The organism is Burkholderia sp. BCC1999 (assembly GCF_905339975.1).
In the GTDB taxonomy this organism is placed as follows: Bacteria; Pseudomonadota; Gammaproteobacteria; order Burkholderiales; family Burkholderiaceae; genus Burkholderia.
On sequence record NZ_CAJPHP010000013.1, the window covers coordinates 95560 to 117495 of the forward strand.

The following is a 21936-nucleotide window of genomic DNA, read 5'->3' on the forward strand; positions in this document are numbered from 1 at the left end:
GAGGTGCGCGAACGCGCGTCAACAGGATTGCGTACCCGACGTCGAACACGCGGACATCGGCGAGCACGGATTGCCGCCACAGCAGTTCTCCGTGAGATAGGCCAGCAGGCCGTTCATCGTCGCGAAGTTCGCGCTGTAGATGACGAAGCGGCCTTCCTGCCGGCTCGTAACGAGCTCGGCATGGGCCAGTTCCTTCAGATGAAAGGACAGCGATGACGGGGGCACATCCAGCAGCGTGGCGATCTGCCCCGCGGGCAGGCCCGGTGGCCCGGCCTGCACGAGCGTGCGGAACACGGCGAGGCGGGATTCGTGCGCGAGTGCCGACAGCGCGGCGACGGTCTGATTCGTTTCCATATTTCGATAATAATCGAAATATGGAAGAATAAAAAGCCGCTTCGACATGAAGCGGCGAGCACGCAATGACCCACGAACGGGGAGCGAACCCAAACGGCTGCGTCAGCCGATGAACCCTTCCCACGCCGGCAGTCGCGCGCTCAACGACGCGTCGCGTACTCCGCGATGCGCGATGCAGCGCCTACGCGGCCAACAGAACGGCATCGAACCCGAAGCACGACCTGCCGCACGACACGCGGCTCACGGCCGCGAAAACACCATCACGCGCCCGTTGACACGCTGGAGCTTGAGCCAGCCCATGTCGGCCGTGAAACGCAGCTGCTGCAGCGTGAAATCGAACGACGCGTGCTCGGCGGCGCTCACGACCGCGTTGGCGATCCAGCGAATCAGCGCCTTCCCTTCCTCGGTCGTCACGCTGCCGTTCTGGACACCGTAGAAATAGCGATTCCCGGCGTTGACCTCGTTCTGCAACTGCATCCAGTGCCCCGGCAATCCCGGCAAGGTCCTGAACAGGTCGGCGACGCGCTGCGTCGTGAGACCGCGCGCCCACAGCGCGCCGTTCGCGGCCGGCCGCGCCAGGTTGTGGCGGTCCGCCGTCTGGGCCTGCCCCTTGATATCGCCCCGCAGGGCATCGTCCTTCGACATGACGCATTCCTCATGGTGATGGGCGCGGGAAAACGGGCCCCGCGCGCGCCGCTTGCACGATACGCCCGTTAGGCGAAGTCATCGCCTGTCAGGTTTATCAGGCTCGCGTCACGCCGGCTCGCTCATCACCGCGCAGCTTACGCGACGGCCTTCACGGCACGCGCCACGTCGAAGAACGTCGCCTGCGCCGCGTCGTCCGCGCGCGCATACGCGCGGTTGACGCCGCTGATCACCGCGCAAAAGCAGGCGGTGACGCGCAGCGCCGTCGCACCGCTGGCTTGCGCAACGGTTTGACGTATCAATGTCGCGAAACGCCAGAAAGCTGATCGGAAACAAAGCCGTTATCGGCAAGCGCCTGCAATACACCCCGAAGCAGAAAGCTGTTCGTGAAGCCGGCCATATACGTGCGTGCGCCCTCGGCAAGCGGCTGAAGCATCTGGCGCTCAACGAGCTTCTTGATTTGATACGTCCGTTGAGTAGAAGACATGCCCGGCAATGCGTCAGCGAGATCCGCCGACTTTACTTCACCGAGCTTCACCGCTTTCAGCAACACGCCATACTCCAATGGCGTGATTAGACGACGCTCGCGAGCATAAGCAAGGGCCGGTTCCAGGATATAGCGGGTCAGGTAGTCAAAATCCGCCAACCGGTCCACCTTCCTGAGTTCATCCAAAATGCCCTCGAGAACGTAAACGCACCATACCTCGAGTCCCTCGTTCGTTCCCGCGTCCGCCTCCGCAAGCATGGCGTAGTAACGCTCGCGGTCATTGCAGAAGACCGCTGTCGGATTGAGGATACGATCACCTCCGGAGTGAACTCGAAACCCGTACTTGATCAGCATTGCGTGCGTCAATAACCGCACGACTCGACCGTTACCATTCGAGAACGGATGTATCCAGCCAAAACGATGATGTGCAAGCGCGACCTTCATCAAGTCATATTTGGGCGGATCGTCACCATTGATGAAATCGACGAGCTCGTCGATGTACTCCGATACAGCGATATGTTCGGGCGGAATATGGTTCGACTTGCTGATGCGTACTGGCCCTGTCCGAAATGCGCCTGGTGTGCGATCGCCTTCTCGCTCAAGATCCGAGACCGCAATGTGATGCAACTCGCGAATAAAAGAGGCCGTGATGGGTGTCTCGCGATTCACGGCATCCTCGGCGAATGCCATCGCCCTCTCGATGTTGGCGATTTCTTTCAGGTGATCACTGGCACTTGCCGTACCTTCGATCCGACTCTCGACGTAGTCCGCGAGCGTCGTGTTGTTCCCCTCGATCCGTGCCGACCCCAGGCTCTCCATGATGTGGAAGATGCTCTTCATCTGGTAGTACAGCGCTGGGGGCGTCGTGCCCGATATCTGCAACCTTCTGAGATGCTCCAGTTCGGTCAACACGTCAACCAACGGGGAATCGAAACCAGGGTTCAGCACTCGCAGATCATGGTGGACAAATGTAAGCATGATTCACTTTACGTTATCTAGACTTCACGTGATAAGGAAGTGTATCACCTGCCCGCAAACGCCCGCCCAGCAAGGACCAAAACAATTGGGGCCAGCAAATTATATTGAATCGCCCTTCGCGCCCTTGTGCAAATTCGAGCGCCACGATCGGAAGCCGCCTTGTGGCAACGCGGGCCACGTAGCGACAACATCGATGCCCGCGGCCGCGCCGAACTCCGCCAGCGCGACCGTCACCGCCTCGCTTACGCGACGGCCTTCACCGCAGGCTGCGCGGCAAAAAAAGTCGCCTGCGCCGCGTCGTCCGCGCGCGCATACGCGCGATTGACGCCGCTGATCACCGCACGGATCGACGCGGTCGTCAGGTTCGCGTCGATGCCGACGCCGAACGCGCTGCCGCGCACGCCCGCGCCGGCCAGTTCGGCGATCGCGATCGCCTTCGCATCGGCGCCCTGAGACAACGCGCGTTCCTCGTAGTGCTGGATCCGCAGCGGCGTCCGCAACGCGTGCATCAGCGCGTCGAGCGGACCGTTGCCTTCGCCGCGCAGCACACGGCGCTCGCCGTGCACATCCGCGGTCAGCACGATCGTCTCGCGGCCGTCGCGCTCGGTCAGCTCGTGGCCGACGTAACGCAGCGGCTCATCGCCTTCGACATATTCCTGCTGGAACAGCGACCAGATCTGCGCGCTCGTCACCTCGTGCCCGCTGTCGTCGGTCAGGCGCTGAACGGCCGCGCTGAAGTCGACCTGCAGGCGGCGCGGCAGCACGACGCCGTAACTCTGCTCGAGCAGGTACGCAATGCCGCCCTTGCCCGACTGGCTGTTCACGCGAATGATCGAGTCGTAAGTGCGGCCGACATCGCTCGGATCGATCGGCAGATACGGCATTTCCCAAACGGCGTCGGGTTTTTGCACGGCGAAGCCCTTCTTGATCGCATCCTGATGCGAGCCGGAGAACGCGGTAAACACCAAGTCGCCGACATACGGATGGCGCGGGTGGATCGGCAACTGCGTGCATTCCTCGGACGTGCGCGCGACTTCGTTGATCTGCGAGAAATCGAGACCCGGATCGACGCCCTGCGAGTAGAGGTTCAGCGCGAGCGTGACGAGATCGACGTTACCCGTGCGTTCGCCGTTGCCGAACAGGCAGCCTTCGATGCGGTCTGCGCCGGCCATCACCGCGAGTTCGGCTGCCGCGACTGCCGTACCGCGGTCGTTGTGCGGATGCACGGACACGATCAGCGCATCGCGGCGCGCGAGGTTGCGGTGCATCCATTCGATCTGGTCCGCGTAGAAGTTCGGTGTGCCGACTTCGACCGTAGCAGGCAGGTTCACGATCGCCTTGCGCTCCGGCGTCGGCTGCCAGACGTCGAACACGGCGTCGCAGACTTCCTTTGCGAAATCGAGTTCGGTCGACGTAAAGGTTTCCGGGCTGTATTGCAGCGTGAAATGCGTGCCGGTCGCGGCGTCGGCGAAGCGCTTGATCGTGCGCGCGGCGTTCACCGCGAGTGCCTTCACGCCGTCGCGGTCGAGGCCGAACACGATCTTGCGGAATTCCGGCGCGGTCGCGTTGTACAGGTGCACGATCGCGCGCTTCGCGCCGCGCAACGACTCGAACGTGCGCTCGATCAGGTCGTCGCGCGCCTGCGTAAGCACCTCGATCGTCACGTCGTCGGGAATGTGCCCGCCTTCGATCAGTTCGCGCACGAAGTTGAAGTCGGTCTCGGACGCCGACGGGAACGCGACCTCGATCTCCTTGAAGCCGATCGCGACCAGCATCTTGAACATCCGCATCTTGCGCGCGGCGTCCATCGGCTCGAACAGCGACTGGTTGCCGTCGCGCAGGTCGGTGCTCATCCAGATCGGCGCCTGCGTGATCGTGCGCGTCGGCCACGTGCGGTTCGGCAGGTTGACGGGCGTAAACGGTCGGTACTTCGTCGCGGGGTTCTTCAGCATCATGGTGTTCGGTCCTCGGTCGGTTTGTCGGGAAACCGCGTCGCGGCGGCCTTCAGCGGGAGAGGCCGGCTGCGCGCGCAGCGGTGACAGCGATGAAACGGCACAACGGCAAAGCGGTACGGCGAACGACGGCATTGGCGGTTGAGCGACCGGGACGGAGCGGAGCGATACGGAAAAAAGACGAACTCAGGCGCCGGTCGACAACCGGGGCCAGGTCGGTGATACGGGGGAAATCTGGCGCTTCAGGAAAGAAGCAGATGGAAAGCGCGCAGCCGCAGACCCAGCCCGGAGAAACGGGCTAGTAGTCGTAGCGAGAAGAGGGACTGGGCGGCTTGCATGGCCGGAATCAAATCACAGGGTGCACGCTGCTGTCAACCTGGCCCGCGGGAATCGTGCGGCGCGGTGGCGCGCAAAATCAGTCCTGTCCGATAGGCGGGGCCGTGTCCCCTCGATATGCTGCACGGGTGTAGCACCGGTGAGGTCCTGTTCAAGTTCGGCATGAGTCGGCCCATCCTCTTCGCCGGTCGCAGCCCCCCTTCCCCTTGCAATCGGGCTTCGGTGTGGGCGTTCGACGGTGGCCGGTGGGCGCGGCCACGACCGAGATGCTGATGTTGAAACGACAACGCTGCCATATGCGAACGCCGAGCGTCTGCTCCGAAGCCCAATTGTCCTCCGCCCCCCCGCCTCTCTCCCCTCAGGTACGACCACGCATCGTTCAAGAAAACGATACGCGCATCGATATAATTTCCCGAATACGTCGAAAATCAATTAATTAACCATACTTCATTAAATCGATTAACCTTGATTTTCGATTTACTGAACAATAACGATTCCCGTTCGAATATTTTTTTATTTATTTTTCGCCATGCTTGGTACGTCGCGTTTCAAACGGCAAACGTTTGCGCGACAAGGCTCACGCCTTATCCAACACTCCTCAGGAGGCAAGCATGGCCGACTCTCAAACGTCTTCCAACCGTGCCGGCGAATTTTCGATTCCGCCGAATACCGATTTCCGCGCGATTTTCTTCGCGAATGCCGCCGAGCAGCAACACATCAAGCTGTTTATCGGCGACAGCAAGGAACCGGCCGCCTATCACAAGCTGACGACGCGCGACGGCACGCGCGAAGTCACGCTCAATTCCGGCAACGGCAAGCTCCGCTTCGAAGTGTCGGTGAACGGCAAGCCGTCGGCCACCGACGCGCGCCTCGCGCCGATCAACGGCAAGAAGTCGGACGGTTCGCCGTACACGGTCAACTTCGGGATCGTCGTGTCGGAAGACGGCCACGACAGCGACTACAACGACGGCATCGTCGTGCTGCAGTGGCCGATCGGTTAAGTCGCCACCTCACGGACTGACCGACGACCGCCGGGCCGCGCGTACATGGCGTCCCGGCGGCAATGCATCACATCGCGAAGCATTCCGTTCAAAGCCGTTTCGCTTTCAGGAGACCACCATGCCTATCCTTTCGGCATCGATCAACAGCGCGCCCGTCGTCACATCCGAAACCTACGTCGACATCCCGGGCCTGTATCTCGACCTCGCGAAGGAAAACATTCGCGACGGCAAGCTGCTCGTCACGCTCAACGTACCGACGCCGTACGCAACCGGCAACAACTTCCCCGGCATCTATTTCGTCATTACGACCAACAAGGGAATCGTCGCGGACGGCGCATTCTCGTACTTCTCCAAGGTGCCGGAGAATCCCAGCCGCATTCCGTTCACGCTCGTCGTCGCGATCGACGTTGCCGACGGTCACACGTTCGTGAAAGGCCAGTGGAAAAGCGTACGCGGCAGTGCAATGCATATCGATTCGTTCGCGAGCCTTTCCGCGATCGGTGACCCGGCCGGGCAATCGTCGTCGCACGACAGCGGGAATCAGGGTACCGAAACCGGCAGCGGCAACACGGGCACCGGCGGCGCCGGCAACATCGGCGGCAGCGGCGAACGCGACGGCACGTTCAACCTCCCGCCGAACATCAAGTTCGGCGTCACCGCACTCACCAACGCGGCGAACGACCAGACGATCGACATCTACATCGACGACAACCCGAAACCGGCCGCCACGTTCAAGGGCGCCGGCGTACAGGACCAGAACCTCGGCACGAAGGTGCTCGACTCCGGCAAGGGGCGCGTGCGCGTGATCGTGACGGCGAACGGCAAGCCATCGCGGCTCGGTTCGCGGCAGGTCGACATCTTCAAGAAATCGTACTTCGGGATCGTCGGGTCGGAAGACGGCACGGATGACGACTACAACGACGGCATCGTATTCCTGAACTGGCCGCTCGGCTGATCGATCGGCAATCACGACACATCGCAATGGCGACGGGGCCATCCACACATTGCGAATCGTTCCAGCAGTCCCATGCTTTGCTCCGCGCGCAGCACGATGACCACCACTCACCGGCAGCGCGACGCGAGATATTCCATTCAGACGAGGACGACATGTCACAACCGTTTACCCATGACGATCTGTATGCGCTGCTGCAACTCGCCGGCAACGACGCCACCGCCGTACAAGCCAACGGCGACCAGGCCGTGCTCGACCGGATGCGTCAATTCATGACCGCGCAACTGGTCGAGAAACTGCAGCAGTACGACGTTTTCGTCGATATCGCGACAATCCCGTACAGCTTCGATGTCGGCAGTTGGCAGAACAAGGTAAAAACCGATGCGGCAGGACAAGTCGTCGCCTGCACGGTAACGTGGGCCGGCGCACCCGGCGTGCTGCCCGGCGCGGCGGCAAAGTTCGGTGTCGGCGCGGTGGTCAACTATTTCTCGAAAGCGACGCCGCAACCCGCGCAGCCGGATCCCACGACGACCGGCGGCGGCGAACGCGACGGCATCTTCAACCTGCCGCCGAACATCGCGTTCGGCGTGACCGCGCTGGTCAATTCATCTGCACAGCAGACGATCGAGGTCTTCGTCGACGACAACACGAAGCCGGCCGCGACGTTCCAGGGCGCCGGCACGCAGGACGCGAACCTGAACACGCAGATCGTGAACTCGGGCAAGGGGAAGGTGCGCGTGGTCGTGACCGCGAACGGCAAGCCGTCGAAGATCGGCTCGCGTCAGGTCGACATCTTCAAGAAGACCTACTTCGGGCTCGTCGGGTCGGAGGACGGTGGCGACGGGGATTACAACGACGGCATCGCGATTCTGAACTGGCCGCTCGGTTAAGTCGCAGAACCTGTTGATCATCGCCACGCCGTCTGGCGTGGCGATGGGCGTTGGCACGGCGCAACCGCCTGTCCCGATGCATCCCGCTGCCGTGACGCAGCGAAGCCGTCGATCCCGTGCGGCAAGCCCGCAACGCTTGCACGCGCAAGAACGATCAAATGCGCAGGCCACCGATACCATATAGTCCGCCCGACACCCTCATTGGCATGCCATGAACCCGGTAGGAAAAGCACTCTGGTTGATCGAAACCGAACTGGACAGGGAACTGACGCTCGACAGGATTTCCGCCGGTTGCGACATGTCGCGCTTCGGCTTCTCGCGCCTGTTCTCGATGAATACCGGCTGGCCGGTGATGCGCTATGTGCGGTCGCGGCGGCTGACGCGTGCGGCACGCGCGCTGGCGCAAGGCGCGCCGGACATCCTGCACGTGGCGCTCGATGCCGGCTATGGCTCCCATGAGGCGTTCACGCGCGCCTTCCGTGATCTCTTCGGCATGACACCCGAGGACGTGCGGACACGGCGCACTCTCGACGGGTTGTCTCTGGTGGAGCCGCTTCGCATGAAAGAACTGAAGATCATCGACGTGATGCCGTCACGCTTCGAAACCGCCGGCAAGAAGTTGATTGCCGGCATGAGCGACCGCTATACGTTTGAAACCAACGAAGGGATTCCGGCGCTCTGGCAAGCGTTCATCCCATACATCGGCACCCTTCCCGGCCAGGTCGGCGACGTGACGTACGGCGTGTGCTGCAACCCCGATGCGGACGGCAGCTTCGAATACATCGCGGGCGTGGAAGTCACGAGCCGCGACCGGCTACTCGCGCCGTTTCGCTGGGTCGAACTGGCGCCGCAGCGGTATGCGGTGTTCGAACACGCCGGGCATATCTCGACGTTGCACCAGACCTTCTACAGCATCTGGAACGGCTGGCTGCCGACGTCGGGATTCAAGGCGGTGGACGCGCCCGAGTTCGAGCGCTACAGCGGCGACTACGATCCGGCAACGGGCGTCGGCGTGCTGGAAATCTGGTTGCCGGTCGAACCTGTGGCGTGAGTGACATGCGCTGACCGGCCGGTCAACGCATCCCTGCCCTTTCAATCACCACGCCCACCGCACGCCCGCATTCCCGGTGATCGTGCGCTGGTGCTCGCCGCCGAGATTCGTCAGGTAGCTGACCGTCGCATATACGCTGCCACGCTTCGTCAACTGCGCGACGAGTCCCGCGCCGATCTGCCCGGCCGTCTGCCCGACCTGCGTGCCGATCGTCGTCGCGCCGCCGAACGTCGTCTTGTCGTCACTGCCGAACGAACGCAGCACGTTCACGCGCAGGTACGGCTTCCAGCTCACGCCGTTCGAATCGAACGCATATTGCAGGCGAGCGCCGATCCGGCCGAGGAACGTGCTGCCGTTGTTCCACGTGACATCCGACACGCCGTCGTTGAACTTGTCCAGCGACAGGTACTGCCACACCAGTTGCGCCTGCGGCTCCAGCGTCAGCCCGTAACCGAGCGCGATCGGGAAGCCCGCTTCGACCGAGCCGGTGAACGCGTTGCCGTTCGTCGAGCCGCTCACGTTGTCGCTCGAATGCGTGCGCACCGTGAGTGCACTGCCCATCACGACCGCATCCGTGTACCAGCCGCCCGGGCCGATATGCGTCCAGTAGCCGCCGAGGTTGTACGCATTGACCTGCAGCGAGCCGACGCCCATGTCCTGCTGCGCGAGCGCGAAGCCGCTCACGTCGCCGACTGCGCGTGAGAAGCCGAGGAAGAAGCCGTAGTGGTTGCGATGGCCGCCGGCAGACGTATCGGCGTAGAGATCCTGGCCGACCTGCATCCCCCATAACGTGCCGTCGAACGACGGCGTCACGTCGCCCTTCTGCTTGATGTTGCTGTTGCCGCCCCACACGCGAGCCCATGACGCCGGTATCGAACCGTTCTCGGCCAGCAGGCCCTGTTCGCCCTGCCGGTCATGGAACGTGTCGATCTGCAGCAGGCCGAGCTGGCGCGCGACGGCCGGCGCTTCCGCGTACAACGGCACTTCGGGGCGATAGACCGGTTCCGGATTGCCGCCCGAACCCGCGTGGTCGACCGCATCGACGATCGATTCCGGCGTGCCTTCGGCCGGCGTGATCGGCGGTTCGGTCGGCGGCGTCGGCTGGCCGGGCTCGACCACGGGCGGCTGCGGTTTCGGTGGCACCGTGTTGCGCAGGTACCAGCTGTCGCCGGTGCCGTTCGCCGCACCACCTTTCGCGAGGAAGTACGTATAGGCGCCCGCGCTCACCGTCCCGCCGGTCAGCGAGAACGCGCCCGCACTCGTGGTCGCGCCATTTGTCGCCTGCACGACCTGGATGCCGTCGCCTGTCGTCTGCGCGCCTGGGCCGCCGACGTTCGTCACCTTCAGCGTGCTCGATCCGCTTGCGGTGCCGCCCCTGACAACCAGTTTGTCGGATGCCGCGCCGTCGCCACCCAGGAACGTGTTCATCGCGATCGTCGCGTTCTGGCCGACGTAGTTGCCTGCGACCGTTAGCGTGTTGCCGATGCCGCTGCCGCCGAGTTGCACGAGCCCCGCGTTGGTCAAGTTGCCGTTGATCTGGAAATTGCCGGTTGTGCCGCTCGCGAGGCTCGCCAGTGCGTTGGCCACCGAGATCGTGCCGTTGTTGGTCACGTTGCCCGTCACGCTGCCGTAGCCGCCGAGCGTCGCGCCCGATGCAACCGTTACCGGCCCGCCGCCGCCCAGCGCGGCCGAGGCGCTCGTGCCGTTGCCGACGATCACGGTGCCCGCATTGACGTTCGTGCCGCCCGCATAGCTGTTCGCCCCGTTCAGCGTCAGCGTGCCGCTACCGAGCTTCGTCAGCGATCCCGCACCCGTGATGCCTTGCGTCAGCGTCGAGTTGAAGCTCTGCGTGTCGATCGTGCCGTTGTTCGCTGTGATCGACACCGCGCGGCTCGATGCGAGGTTGAATGCACTGCCGATCTGCAGCGTGCCGCCGTTGAACGTCAGGCTTCCCGACGATGCGCCGAGCGCGTTGTCGGCCGCGGCCGACAGCGTGCCCTGCGTGATCGTCGTGCCGCCCGAATACGTGTTGCCGCCGGCCGCTGAAGGCGTGACCGTCAGCGTGCCCGCGCCGGTTTTCTCCACCGCGCCCGAACCGCTGATCGTGCCCGTGTACGTACCCGCGCTGTCCTGCTGAAACCGCACGAGCCCGTTGTCGGTGACGGATAGCGGCAGGTTCGACGCATTCGCCTGCAGCGTCGCGCCCGCGTTGACCGTGGCGACGACCGACGCAGTCGTCGTGCCGAGCGTGCCGGTGAGGTTCAACGTGCCGCTCTGCACGAGCGCGGTCGAGAACGTCCCGGTGCCGGCCCACGTCCAGTCGGTGCCGGCCATCGTCAGGCTCTGGAAGTTCGTGAACGCATTCGACGCCGTGCCCGTGCCTTGCAGCGTCACCGTGTTGGTGCCCGCGCCGCCGTTCGCGGTGCCGACGATCTGCGAACCCGTCTGCAGGATCAGCGTCACGTTGCCGTTGCCGCCCTGGATCGCGGTGCCGCCGCCGCCCTGAATCAGCCCGGCGTTGGTGATCGTGGTCGCGCCATTGGTCGAGCGCACGCCGATCCCGTTGTTGCTGATGATCTTGCCGCCGGCCTGGTTCGTGATCGTCGCGGTGAACGAGCTGCCGAGCGTGTTCGACACGACCGCGTCGACGCTGCCGCCGCTCGTCGCGGTGCCGGTCGTCTGGATCGTGCCGCTGTTGACCAGTGTGTCGTTGTTGCCCTGCATGTAGACGGCCGGCGCATCGCGGCCGTTCGACGTCAGCGTGCCGCTGTTGGTGATCGTGCCGTTGCCGCCGAGCAGCGACGCCGCGCGCGCATTGTTGCCGGACGTCGTCACGGTGCCCGTGTTGACGATCTGGTTGCCCGACGCGCCGGGGTTGCTCTGCCCCCATGCGGCCGTCATCCCGTAGGAATTGTTGCCGGTGGTCGTGATCGAGCCGTTGTTGACGAGCGTGTTGTTGTTGCCGTTCGCGGCCATCCCGTCGTTGTACTGGCCCGTCGTCGAAATCACGCCGGTCGCACCGTTGGTGAGCGTGTTGCCGCTGTTCACGCCGAGCAGCACCGCGCCTCGGTTTGCGACGCCCGTGCCGTTGCCGGACATCGACAGGTTGCCGTTGTTGGTAATCGCGCTCGACGTATCGACGGAGAACGGTGTCGGTGTGGACGTCAGCACATAGCTGCCCGTGACGGTCGAATCGAGATTGATCGTCACATTGGTGCTGCCGGCCGCGGCCACGACCGACGGCGCATTCGCGCCGGAACACGTGACCGTCGTCCCGCTGCCCGGCGCGGTGGCCGAGCATGCCGCATAGGCGCCCACCGGCATCGCGCCGGTCAGGATCGCCATCCCACCCAAACCCAGGTTCCGCGTCTTTCTTTTCATCGTTCCGCTCGCTTTTATTGGTGACGTTATTGCAGCAAACCGGTGCGTGAAACGGGTTATATCACCTGCCTTGAAATAATCGCAAGATCCGATGGCGTGATATCGGCAATCACGCCTTGATTAATTTCGGAGCGGGAAATAAAGAAAGCGGAGTTTCCGCTGTGCAGCATATGAAGGCGTGGCGAGCGCCACAGCCGGATCAACCGAATTGCCGGTTGAAATTGCCGGATTTGCCCAACGCGTTGAAGGGGATCGCGCCGCATTCCGAAGCAATCGGAAAATTTGACGCAATTCGATGGATAGTTGGCAGCGCACATGCCTCGCGCCATTCAGTGATGTTGCTTCGCACGATGACCTGTCATTCAAACGCACGCGCATTCCGGATAGCAACGCGGCAGCGACAGACAACGAGTGTGCTCGATAACGCAATGCCGGCCGTGAAAACCGGCGTCCGGGTAACGATCAGCCCGCATGCGACGCTGAAGGCTTCGACATCGCAACCGGTTGTGTCCACGTGGCCGAAGCGAGCTGCGTGCGCGCCTCTCGCGCCACGCGGTTGAAAGCGACACACTGCTCGCCCTTCAGCTTCGCCATCTTGGCCGTCTGCACCAGCGCGATCGGATCCACGAGGCGGGCATGCCTGCGTACCTCGACGTGCAGATGCGGGCCAGTGGCCGTCCCGGTGCTACCGACGGCGCCGACTCGCTGACCGCGCACGACCCGCATGCATGCATTCGTGCGAACCATCGCATGACGTTTGCAGTCGAAGGCTGCCTGCGCGCGAACCCGTGCCTGCCCGAACGCGGCGGGACCGCCGCGTATCGCGCAACCTGTCACCCAACCGGAATCCCGTATGTTTCTCGATCAACTGCACCCGGAACGCTGGACGTTCCTGTGGAACGCGCTGTCCACCCTTTCCCTCAGGCTGTGCGCCGCACTGGCGCTGCTCGTCGCCGGCTGGTGGCTGTCGAAGCGTATCGGCAACTGGCTGAACCGGCTGCTCGCGAACAAGGAGCGTGTCGACGACACGCTGCGGCCGATCCTCTGCGACGTCGCCGTGTGGGGCATCCGGATCGTCGCGATCGTCGGCGCGCTGTCGCAGCTCGGCATCGAAACCGCGAGCCTCATCGCGGTGCTCGGCGCAGCCGGTCTTGCGATCGGGCTTGCGCTGCAGGGCACGATGCAGAACATCGCGGCCGGCATCATGCTCCTGCTGCTGCGGCCGTTCAAGGTCGGCGATTACATCGACGGCGGCACCGGCGTCGCGGGCACCGTCGACGAGGTCGGGCTCTTCATGACGCGGCTCACGAAGCCGGACGGCATCTGCGAGTACGTGCCGAACAGTGCGCTGTGGGGCAGCTCGCTGCGCAACTACACGCGCAATCCGACGCGCCGCCTCGATCTCGAAGTGGAAGTGTCGGTGCACGACGATATCGATCGCGCGCTCGACGCGCTGCGGGCGCTGGCCGTGGCCGACCCCGACGTGCTGCAGGATCCCGCACCGGACGTGATGGTGATGCGCTTCGACGACAGCACGGCCATCGCGAACATGCGCGTTTGGACGCACACCGACAAGTTCTGGGCGATGCGCTGGCGCCTTGCGCGCCAAGTACGCAAAGCGCTCGCCGATGCGAACTGCGTGTTGCCAATCCGCACCCGCGAGCTGCATATCGTGCACGATGCGGAGTCGCAACGTAGCGGCTCGCGCGTGCATACATCGTAAGACGTCCGGGCGTGGCGCCGCACATCACGCGCGGCGCGCCCGAAAACAGTAACCGGCCGGCAGCGGACGCGCCCGGCCTTCAACGCCAGCACGGCCGCGACATCGAACGCCACGCCGCGGCACACATGGGTTCCGCTCCGATTTCCTGCCCGGTCCGCCTGCAAATCAGACCCGTCTGATTCACTGCGCGATGTCACGTCGCGACAATGGTCATGCCGGACGAAACGGTCATCCCCTCCCGCACCCTGTAGCGAACCTCTCCGCTCCCTGCCGCCCTTCGAGGGCGGCGTTTTTTTGCCTGCTGCCTCGACGCGTCGGCATCCAACCAGGAAACCGAAATGAACGCACGCGCGACCGTCCTCTGCCGACGCGGCGACCAGATCCTTCTGGTCCACTGGAAGCAGCGCGACGCCAAGCCGCGAGCTCGCATATTTTTTTCGCCATTCACGCATCCGGATACTCGCCAGGCACGTAAATGCTGAATCGGCGGGCCCCGAGATCGTGGCCGCGTGCCCGCCCCAACGCGAAAGGGATCAGGATACGATGGCTCACGCATCAGATATCACCCCGGATTCTTCAGACAACCGACTTGGGGACACCGTGCACACGAGAGGCAACCCTGCGTTCGACGGCAGTCGGCCGACCGGCGAATCCGAGCGCCGTCGCCGCGAGGAACTGAACCAGTTCCTTCTCGACGTCGCCGCCGGCGATCAGGACGCGTTCGGCATCCTTTACCGCCGGACCTCCGCGAAGCTGTTCGGCATATGCCTGACGATCCTGCGAGATCGCGGTGAAGCCGAGGAGGTGCTGCAGGACGTCTATGTCACGGTATGGCGCCGGGCGGCGACGTTCGATCCAGCGCTGGCCAGCGCGATCACCTGGCTCGGGGCCATCGCGCGCAACCGGGCGATCGACCGGCTGCGGCGCCATCGTGAAGTCCCGGTCGACGAGTCGACGATGGAAGAGACCGCCGACGAGCAGCCGTCGCCCGCCGCGGTCGCCGAGCACAGCGAGGCGAGGCGCCGGCTGGAGTTCTGTCTGGAAAACCTGCCGGCCGCACAGGGTAGCGTCGTGCGCGAAGCGTTCTTCGCGGGGGCGACCTATGCGGAACTGGCCGAACACCTGCGCGTGCCGCTCGGCACCCTGAAAAGCTGGATTCGGCGCAGTTTGATCCAACTCAAGGCATGCCTCGAACGATGAATACCCCACTCTCCAGCCCGAACGACATCCGTTGTGCCGAATACGTGCTGGGCGTACTCGACGGCACGGAGCGCAGGCGAATCGAGCAGGCGATGCAACTCGATCCGCAACTGGCCGCGAGCGTCCTGCGCTGGCAAAACCACCTGATGCCGCTGAACGACGACATCGTCGCGATCGAGCCCGCGCCGCACGTCTGGAAGCGCATCCAGTCCGACCTGGGATTCGTGCTCGCCATGCCGTCCCGGCCGCGCATCAGCTTCTGGAACAACCTGAGCGGGTGGCGCTGGATCGGTATCGGTTCGAGCGTCGCGGCGCTTGCGCTCGCCGTGCTGGCCGTTCTGCCCGTCCGCGAGCAAACCGCCGCCGGGCCCGGCCAGGACGCGTACAAGGTGGCAAGCCTCGTACGGAACGGCGGCGGCGCCGGTTGGACCGTGACCGTCGACGTCGAGCGCGCGCGCATGGTGATCGTGCCGTCGAGCGATACGCCGGTCGCGGCCGATCGCTCGACGGAACTGTGGCTGATTACGCCGGATGGACGGCCCGCGTCCCTCGGCCTGATCGCCGCCGACCGGCCGACCGTCGTGCCGTTGCCGCGCGCGGCGCTCTTCTCGCTGAACGCTCGCGCGGTACTCGCCGTGTCGCTGGAACCGCATGGCGGTTCGCCGACCGGGCAACCGACCGGGCCGGTGCTGGCAAAGGGCGCCGTCGGCGGCGCATGAGCGGGTCTGCCGGGCGAGCCGCCGTCGCGGCTCGAAGTATCTCTGTCACGGATGCATCCGCCGCCCCGTTCCACGCGTATCTCCGTTTGCTTCCAGCCGGAAGCATCGATCTTTCGGGAGAACGCAAATGGAATTCCGCAACAAGTCGAGCATGGCCGCCACGCTGCTTGCCCTCGCGATCGCGCTAGGCGCCACCGCGCCCGCCGCGATGGCAGATTCGATGTCCGGCGACAAAACCGTGGAGGTCGGCGGCGCCGCCATGTATCCGTCGAAGAACATCATCGAGAACGCGGTGAACTCGAATGATCACACGACGCTGGTCGCGGCCGTGAAGGCCGGCGGGCTCGTCGATACGCTGTCGGGCAAGGGGCCGTTCACGGTCTTCGCACCGACCAACGAGGCATTCGCCGCGCTGCCGTCCGGCACGGTGCAAACCTTGCTGAAGCCGGAGAACAAGGCAACGCTGGTCAAGGTGCTGACCTATCACGTCGTCCCCGGACGCATCACCGCGCACGATCTGGCGATGGCGGTCGACCAGGGCGGCGGCAAAGCGACGCTGAAGACGGTCGAGGGCGATCCGCTGATAGTCAGCAAGGACGCACGGGGCTGGGCCATCACCGACGACAAGGGAAATGTCGCGCACGTGACGATCGGCGACGTCATGCAATCCAATGGCGTCATCCACGTGGTCGACACCGTGCTGTTGCCCTGACGCCAGACGGCAGGCCGGGAACGGCACGCGACGCGACACGACGTGAATCCGTCACGCGCCTGCCGTACCGTTCCCGATGCGGGTCGCCCGCGTGCGTCGCGCCACATCGGTCACATCTTCACAATATCCAGCAGCGCCTTCTTTCCGCTCTTGTACGTGAACACCGAGATCGCGCCGTGCTTCAGGTCGCCCTGCGGCGTGAAGCTGGTTTCGCCGATCACGCCGCGATAGTCGGTGGCCGGCATCGCGGCCAGCACCTTCGCCGGGTCGGTCGAATTCGCGCGCTTCATCGCGTCGACGATGATGTAAACCGCGTCGTACGAGAACGGCGCATACACCTGCATCGGCTGGTGATAACGCGCTTCATAGCGTTTCGCGAACGCCGCGCCGCCCGGCATCTTCTCGAGCGCGATGCCGGCCTCGGAGCACACGACGTTGTCCGACGCTGGGCCCGCTAGCTTCGGCAGGTCGGTCGAGCACACGCCGTCGCCCGCGAGGATCTTGGCGCGCATGCCGAGCTGGCGCGCCTGCTTCGCGAGCGGGCCGCCCGTCGCGTCCATTCCACCGTACATGATCGCGTCAGGGTTCTCGCCCTTGATCTTCGTGAGGATCGCGCGGAAATCGATCGCCTTGTCGTTCGTCGCGTCGCGCGACACGACCTTCATCCCGGCCGATTTCGCAGCCTTCTCGAACTCGGTCGCGAGGCCCTGGCCGTACGCGGTCGAATCGTCGACCACGGCGACCGTCCTGATGCCCATGTTCTTCGCCGCATACATCGCGAGCGCCGGACCCTGCTGCGCATCGGTCGCGACGACGCGATAGGTCGTCTTGAAGCCCTGCTGCGTGTACGTCGGGTTGGTCGCGGCCTGCGAAATCTGCACGACGCCGCCATCGCGATACACGCGCGACGCCGGAATCGACGTGCCCGAGTTGTGATGGCCGACGACGCCGACGACCTTGTCGTCGACGAGCCGCTGCGCGACCTGCGTCGCGGTGCGCGGATCGCCCGCGTCGTCCTGAGCGTCGAGCTGCAGCGTGACCTTCTTGCCGCCGATCGTCAGCCCCTTCGCGTTGATTTCCTCGACCGCGAGGCGCGCGCCGTTCTCGCTGTCCTTGCCGAGGTGCGCGATCGCGCCGGTCAGCGGTGCGACGTGGCCGATGCGCACGACCTCGTCAGCGTGCGCCGGCAATGCGGACAGCACACTGGTCAGTGCGGCCGCTGTGGCAAGTGTCGTTTTCTGATATCGATTCATGGTTGTCTCCTTCCTTGTCGCGCTTCGTTCGTGTTCGGATACGTCGTTCGTTGAAGGTCATGCGACGCGCTCACGCGCGCCCTTCGAAACCCAGCAGTACGTTCACCGCGTTGATGCCGATCTCGTCGACCATGTAGCCGCCCTCCATCACGAACAGCGTCGGCAGGTTCAGGCGCGCGAGCGATTCGCCGATCCGCAGGTAGTCGGGCGAACGCAGCTTGAAATGGCTGATGGGGTCGTGCTCGAACGTGTCGACACCAAGCGACACGACGAGCAGGTCGGGCGCGTGCTTCGCGATCGCGGCCGTGGCCTGGCCGAGCGCCGCCGAGTAGGTGTCCCACAGCGTGCCCTTCGGCAGCGGCAGGTTCAGGTTGAAGCCTTCACCGGCCCCCGCGCCGCGTTCGTCCGCATAGCCGGAGAAGTATGGATACGACACCACCGGCTCGCCGTGCAGCGACGCGAACAGCACGTCCGGCCGCTCGTAGAAAATGTCCTGCGTGCCGTTGCCGTGGTGGAAATCGACGTCGAGCACCGCAACTCGCGCGGCACCGCTTGCAATGCCGTGCTGCGCCGCGATCGCCGCGTTGTTCAGGTAGCAGTAGCCGCCCATGTACTCGCGGCCCGCGTGATGGCCGGGCGGGCGGCACAGCGCGAACGCCGCGCGCGCACCGCCGCCCGACAGCAGGTCGGCGCCCGTGAGCGCCGAGTTCGCGCTCGCGCTGACCGCGTCCCACGTGCCGGCGTTGATCGGCGCGCCGGCATCCATCGCGAAGAAGCCGAGCTTGCCGTCGATGAAGTCGGGCAGCGCGGCCGAGGCCGGCATCGCGCGCACCGGCCACACGAGCGGCAGCGCCTGGCAGGTGCGGCCGGTCGCCGTCCATTCGTCCCACGCGCCGGCAAGAAAGTCGACGTAGCGCCGGCTGTGCGCGCCCGCGTAGCTCGCGCGGTCGAACGCACGCGGCGCGATCACGTCGCCGAGGCCGGCCGCGCGGACCTGCGCCAGCACCGTTTCGGCGCGAAGGGGGTTTTCGAACGACTCGGTGATCGCGCCGTCCTTCAGTTCGACGCCGCGATGCAGGTGGTGATCGCTGCTGTAGACCGTGAGCATGGTTGACCGTTGCAGGGATGACTAGGGGAAAGGGGTGGCAACAGTTTATTGACGCCAGCCGGCAATAACTTTGCTTTCCACCTCTTCGTTTCGTACAATTTTGAGAAATCTGTCTACAGGACACCGGATATGAGCAAAAATCGCGCTTCAGTTGAACTGGACGGTGTCGACCGCGCGATGCTCCGCCTGCTGCAGGAAGACGGCGCGCTGTCGAACGCGACGCTCGGCGAGAAGCTGTCGCTGAGCGTCACGCCGTGCTGGCGCCGCCGCAAGCGGCTCGAGGACGAGCACGTGATCACCGGCTACCAGGCGAACCTCGACCGGCGCGCGCTTGGCATGAACGTGTTCGCGTTCGTGCAGGTCACGTTCAACATGCATTCGGACCAGGACTCGGATCACTTCGAGGAGGTGATGCGGCGTCACGACGAGGTCACGTCGTGCCACAAGATCACCGGCGCGGCCGACTACATCCTGCAGGTCGTCGCGGCCGATCTCGATGCGTATGCGGAATTCGTCGAGCGCGTGCTGAGAAAGCAGGCCGGCGTGTCGTCGATCCAGTCGAGCCTCGCGTTGCGCGAGGTGAAGTTCTCGTCGCGCGTACCGGTGCCGGACGCGTGATCGTTCTTGAGTTCGCGAGTTCATGCGCCCGCGCACGGGCATCCGCTGTCGTTCGTCATCCCATGGAGCGCTACCCGATGAAACCTTACCTTCCCTCCGCGTCGTTCGCCGCCGCGATCGCTTGTGCATTCGCGTTGAGCGCCTGTGCGGCGCAATCGTCCGCACCGGCCAATGCGCCGGCCCCGGCCGATACCTCCGCGCAAGCGGCCCCGCCGATGGTCGGCGGCGATCGCGATGCACACGGCTGCATCGGCTCGGCCGGCTACGCATGGTGCGAACGCACGCAGCAATGCGAGCGTCCGTGGGAACTCGCGAAAGCGCATGGCTTCGCGAATTCGGCGCAGGTCTACGAGCAGTTCTGCCGAAACGGCGGAGCGAAGTAAAGTGATTTGATGTGAACGGGTCGCGGTGCAACGCCGCGACGCCATGACCTACCGGCGCGGTGCGCGGTGTGCCCACCGTGCACGTTTCGCCGCGCTGACTCCCGCCGGTTTTCCCGCGCCGCGCACCACCATTCCGGAAACCCGGACACTCAAAAAACCCCACGAAAACAGGGACATTCGGCGTCTGCGACACGTTGTCCGAGTTCGGTTATATTACGCGCCCCTTGCCACCCCGCCCCCGCAAAAACGCGTCGCGCGCGGCTCCTTTCCACGCATCCTGAAGCGCTTTCCGCCGAGGCTTGCCACAAGGGCCCGGGCGCGTTGCGCACCCACGCGACGCAGGCGCTTGCCTGCCTGCGGGAGGCCGATCCGAAGGTGTCCTTCCGAACGGCTTCGCGTGCGCAAATGCAACGGCGCACAGCACCGATCCGGAATTCCGGATTCGCGGTCCGGATCTCCGGATCCGTGTTTCGGCGCAATGGAAACGCACGCCGGGCGGCATGGCAAACCGATGCATCCAAGTTGAAAAAGGGATCTGCTGTGATCAAAACGTTACGGGTAATACTGTCGGCGCTCGCGCTGTGCGTCGCGACATCGTCCGCGCACGCCGCCGATACGAAGAAAGTCGACGTCCTGCTGGTGGGCGGCGGCATCATGAGCTCGACGCTCGGCGTCTGGCTGCACGAGCTCCAGCCCGACTGGTCGATGACGATGGTCGAACGCCTCGACGGCGTCGCGCTCGAAAGCTCGAACGGCTGGAACAACGCCGGCACCGGCCATTCGGCGCTCGCCGAACTGAACTACACGCCGGAGAAGGCGGACGGCAAGATCGACATCTCCAAGGCGATCGAGATCAACGAGTCGTTCCAGATCTCGCGCCAGTTCTGGGCATGGCAGGTCAAGCAGGGCGTGCTGAAGAACCCGCATTCGTTCATCAACTCGACGCCGCACATGAGCTTCGTATGGGGCGACGACAACGTCCGCTTCCTGAAGAAGCGCTATGAAGCGCTGCAGGCGAGCCCGCTGTTCCGCGGGATGCAGTATTCGGAAGACTACGACCAGATCAAGCAGTGGGTGCCGCTGATGATGGAAGGCCGCGACCGCAACCAGAAGGTCGCGGCGACGTGGACGCCGATCGGCACCGACGTGAACTTCGGCGAGATCACGCGCCAGTTCGTCGGCTACCTGAAGACGCAGCCGAACTTCACGTTGTCGCTGTCGAGCGAAGTGCGCGAGATCACGCGCAATGCCGACGGCACGTGGCACGTGTCGTGGGTCAAGCTGCACTCGGATGAACCACCGCAATCCGTCGACGCGAAGTTCGTGTTCATCGGCGCGGGCGGCGGTGCGCTGCACCTGCTGCAGGCATCGGGCATCCCCGAAGCGAAGGACTACGGCGCGTTCCCGGTCGGCGGCTCGTTCCTCGTGACCGACAACCCCGACGTCGTGAAGCAGCACCTCGCGAAGGCGTACGGCAAGGCGTCGGTCGGCTCGCCGCCGATGTCGGTGCCGCACCTCGACACGCGGATCATCGACGGCAAGAAGATCATCCTGTTCGGGCCGTTCGCGACGTTCTCGACCAAGTTCCTGAAGAACGGTTCGTACTTCGACCTCGCCAAGAGCACCAACCTGCACAACGTCGCGCCGATGATGCGTGTGGGCGTCGACGAATTCCCGCTGGTCCAGTACCTCGCCGGCCAGCTGATGCTATCGGACGACGATCGCTTCAACGCGCTGAAGGAATACTTCCCGAACGCGAAGAAGGAAGACTGGCGCCTGTGGCAGGCCGGCCAGCGCGTGCAGATCATCAAGCGCGACCCGGTCAAGGGCGGCGTGCTGAAGCTCGGCACCGAGATCGTCAGCTCGCAGGACGGCAGCATCGCGGGCCTGCTCGGCGCATCGCCGGGCGCGTCGACGGCCGCGCCGATCATGCTGAACCTGATGAAGAAGGTGTTCAAGGACAAGGTCGCGACGCCCGAGTGGCAGCAGAAGATCCGCCAGATCGTGCCGAGCTACGGCACGAAGCTGAACGACAGCCCGGCGAAGGTCGTCGAGGAATGGACCTACACGAGCGACGTGCTGCAACTGTCGCCGCCGCCGAAGATCGACGTCAGCGTGCCGTCGCAGCCGACCGGCAACGCGCCGGCCCGCCCGGCGAAGGCATCGGCCGACATGGCGCTGTAACGCAGCGAA

At 64.5% G+C, this 21936-nt stretch carries 19 protein-coding genes and 1 pseudogene; 11 read left to right on the forward strand and 9 right to left on the reverse strand.

Annotated elements, in window-relative coordinates:
* Positions 1–18: 18 nt before the first annotated feature.
* The 5 genes from U5809_RS20205 to leuA form a co-directional block, all read right to left on the reverse strand.
* Positions 19–354 (reverse strand): ArsR/SmtB family transcription factor, encoded by a 336-nt coding sequence (locus tag U5809_RS20205; RefSeq protein ID WP_282507985.1) that lies wholly within the window; start codon positions 352–354, stop codon positions 19–21.
* A gap of 240 nt (positions 355–594) precedes the next feature.
* Complete coding sequence (locus tag U5809_RS20210) at positions 595–999, reverse strand: peptide ABC transporter ATPase (RefSeq protein WP_282507986.1); 405 nt, start codon at positions 997–999, stop codon at positions 595–597.
* A gap of 137 nt (positions 1000–1136) precedes the next feature.
* A complete protein-coding gene (locus U5809_RS20215; RefSeq protein WP_322087853.1) occupies positions 1137–1301 on the reverse strand; it encodes a hypothetical protein in 165 nt (54 codons plus the stop codon).
* On the reverse strand, positions 1298–2464 hold the full coding sequence (locus tag U5809_RS20220; RefSeq protein ID WP_322087854.1) for a Fic family protein: 1167 nt from the start codon (positions 2462–2464) through the stop codon (positions 1298–1300). The genes U5809_RS20215 and U5809_RS20220 overlap by 4 nt, the downstream gene beginning before the upstream one ends.
* Before the next feature lie 242 nt (positions 2465–2706).
* Positions 2707–4416, reverse strand: coding sequence for a 2-isopropylmalate synthase (gene leuA / locus U5809_RS20225; protein WP_322087972.1), 1710 nt, complete (start codon positions 4414–4416; stop codon positions 2707–2709).
* A gap of 947 nt (positions 4417–5363) precedes the next feature.
* On the opposite strand from leuA, the gene U5809_RS20230 reads away from it, so the two are divergent.
* The 4 genes from U5809_RS20230 (at position 5364) to U5809_RS20245 (ending at position 8646) form a co-directional block, all read left to right on the forward strand.
* Complete coding sequence (locus tag U5809_RS20230; RefSeq protein ID WP_282507987.1) at positions 5364–5753, forward strand: fucose-binding lectin II; 390 nt, start codon at positions 5364–5366, stop codon at positions 5751–5753.
* 118 nt (positions 5754–5871) lie between these two features.
* Positions 5872–6708 (forward strand): fucose-binding lectin II, encoded by an 837-nt coding sequence (locus tag U5809_RS20235; RefSeq protein WP_322087855.1) that lies wholly within the window; start codon positions 5872–5874, stop codon positions 6706–6708.
* 152 nt (positions 6709–6860) lie between these two features.
* The gene (locus U5809_RS20240; protein ID WP_322087856.1) at positions 6861–7595 is read left to right on the forward strand and encodes a fucose-binding lectin II; all 735 of its coding nucleotides are present in this window, start codon (positions 6861–6863) and stop codon (positions 7593–7595) included.
* Between the two features lie 211 nt (positions 7596–7806).
* A complete protein-coding gene (locus tag U5809_RS20245) occupies positions 7807–8646 on the forward strand; it encodes an AraC family transcriptional regulator (protein WP_322087857.1) in 840 nt (279 codons plus the stop codon).
* Between the two features lie 45 nt (positions 8647–8691).
* Here U5809_RS20245 and U5809_RS20250 read toward each other — a convergent pair whose 3' ends face one another.
* The gene (locus U5809_RS20250; RefSeq protein ID WP_322087973.1) at positions 8692–11991 is read right to left on the reverse strand and encodes an autotransporter outer membrane beta-barrel domain-containing protein; all 3300 of its coding nucleotides are present in this window, start codon (positions 11989–11991) and stop codon (positions 8692–8694) included.
* Positions 11992–12489: 498 nt separating this feature from the next.
* Positions 12490–12771 (reverse strand): annotated as a pseudogene (locus tag U5809_RS20255) (M23 family metallopeptidase); the annotation flags it as partial.
* A gap of 109 nt (positions 12772–12880) precedes the next feature.
* Between U5809_RS20255 and U5809_RS20260 the strand changes: the two are divergent.
* From U5809_RS20260 to U5809_RS20275, 4 genes are all read left to right on the forward strand, one after another.
* Positions 12881–13750, forward strand: a complete 870-nt coding sequence (locus U5809_RS20260) for a mechanosensitive ion channel family protein (protein ID WP_322087858.1) — start codon at positions 12881–12883, stop codon at positions 13748–13750.
* A 543-nt stretch (positions 13751–14293) separates the two neighbouring features.
* Positions 14294–14950, forward strand: coding sequence for a sigma-70 family RNA polymerase sigma factor (locus U5809_RS20265; protein WP_322087859.1), 657 nt, complete (start codon positions 14294–14296; stop codon positions 14948–14950).
* Positions 14947–15669 (forward strand): anti-sigma factor domain-containing protein, encoded by a 723-nt coding sequence (locus U5809_RS20270; RefSeq protein WP_322087860.1) that lies wholly within the window; start codon positions 14947–14949, stop codon positions 15667–15669. The genes U5809_RS20265 and U5809_RS20270 overlap by 4 nt, the downstream gene beginning before the upstream one ends.
* A 208-nt stretch (positions 15670–15877) precedes the next feature.
* A complete protein-coding gene (locus tag U5809_RS20275) occupies positions 15878–16381 on the forward strand; it encodes a fasciclin domain-containing protein (protein ID WP_322087974.1) in 504 nt (167 codons plus the stop codon).
* Between the two features lie 110 nt (positions 16382–16491).
* Here U5809_RS20275 and U5809_RS20280 read toward each other — a convergent pair whose 3' ends face one another.
* Both U5809_RS20280 and U5809_RS20285 read right to left on the reverse strand, forming a co-directional pair.
* Entirely contained in the window at positions 16492–17634 is a 1143-nt protein-coding gene (locus U5809_RS20280; RefSeq protein ID WP_322087861.1) for a branched-chain amino acid ABC transporter substrate-binding protein, read from the reverse strand.
* Positions 17635–17704: 70 nt separating this feature from the next.
* Positions 17705–18742, reverse strand: a complete 1038-nt coding sequence (locus tag U5809_RS20285) for a histone deacetylase family protein (protein WP_322087862.1) — start codon at positions 18740–18742, stop codon at positions 17705–17707.
* 129 nt (positions 18743–18871) lie between these two features.
* Between U5809_RS20285 and U5809_RS20290 the strand changes: the two genes are divergently transcribed.
* The 3 genes from U5809_RS20290 (at position 18872) to mqo (ending at position 21927) form a co-directional block, all read left to right on the forward strand.
* Positions 18872–19360, forward strand: a complete 489-nt coding sequence (locus tag U5809_RS20290; RefSeq protein ID WP_059237927.1) for an Lrp/AsnC family transcriptional regulator — start codon at positions 18872–18874, stop codon at positions 19358–19360.
* Between the two features lie 77 nt (positions 19361–19437).
* The gene (locus U5809_RS20295; RefSeq protein WP_322087863.1) at positions 19438–19743 is read left to right on the forward strand and encodes a hypothetical protein; all 306 of its coding nucleotides are present in this window, start codon (positions 19438–19440) and stop codon (positions 19741–19743) included.
* 540 nt (positions 19744–20283) lie between these two features.
* The gene (gene mqo / locus U5809_RS20300) at positions 20284–21927 is read left to right on the forward strand and encodes a malate dehydrogenase (quinone) (RefSeq protein WP_415877954.1); all 1644 of its coding nucleotides are present in this window, start codon (positions 20284–20286) and stop codon (positions 21925–21927) included.
* Positions 21928–21936 lie beyond the last annotated feature (9 nt).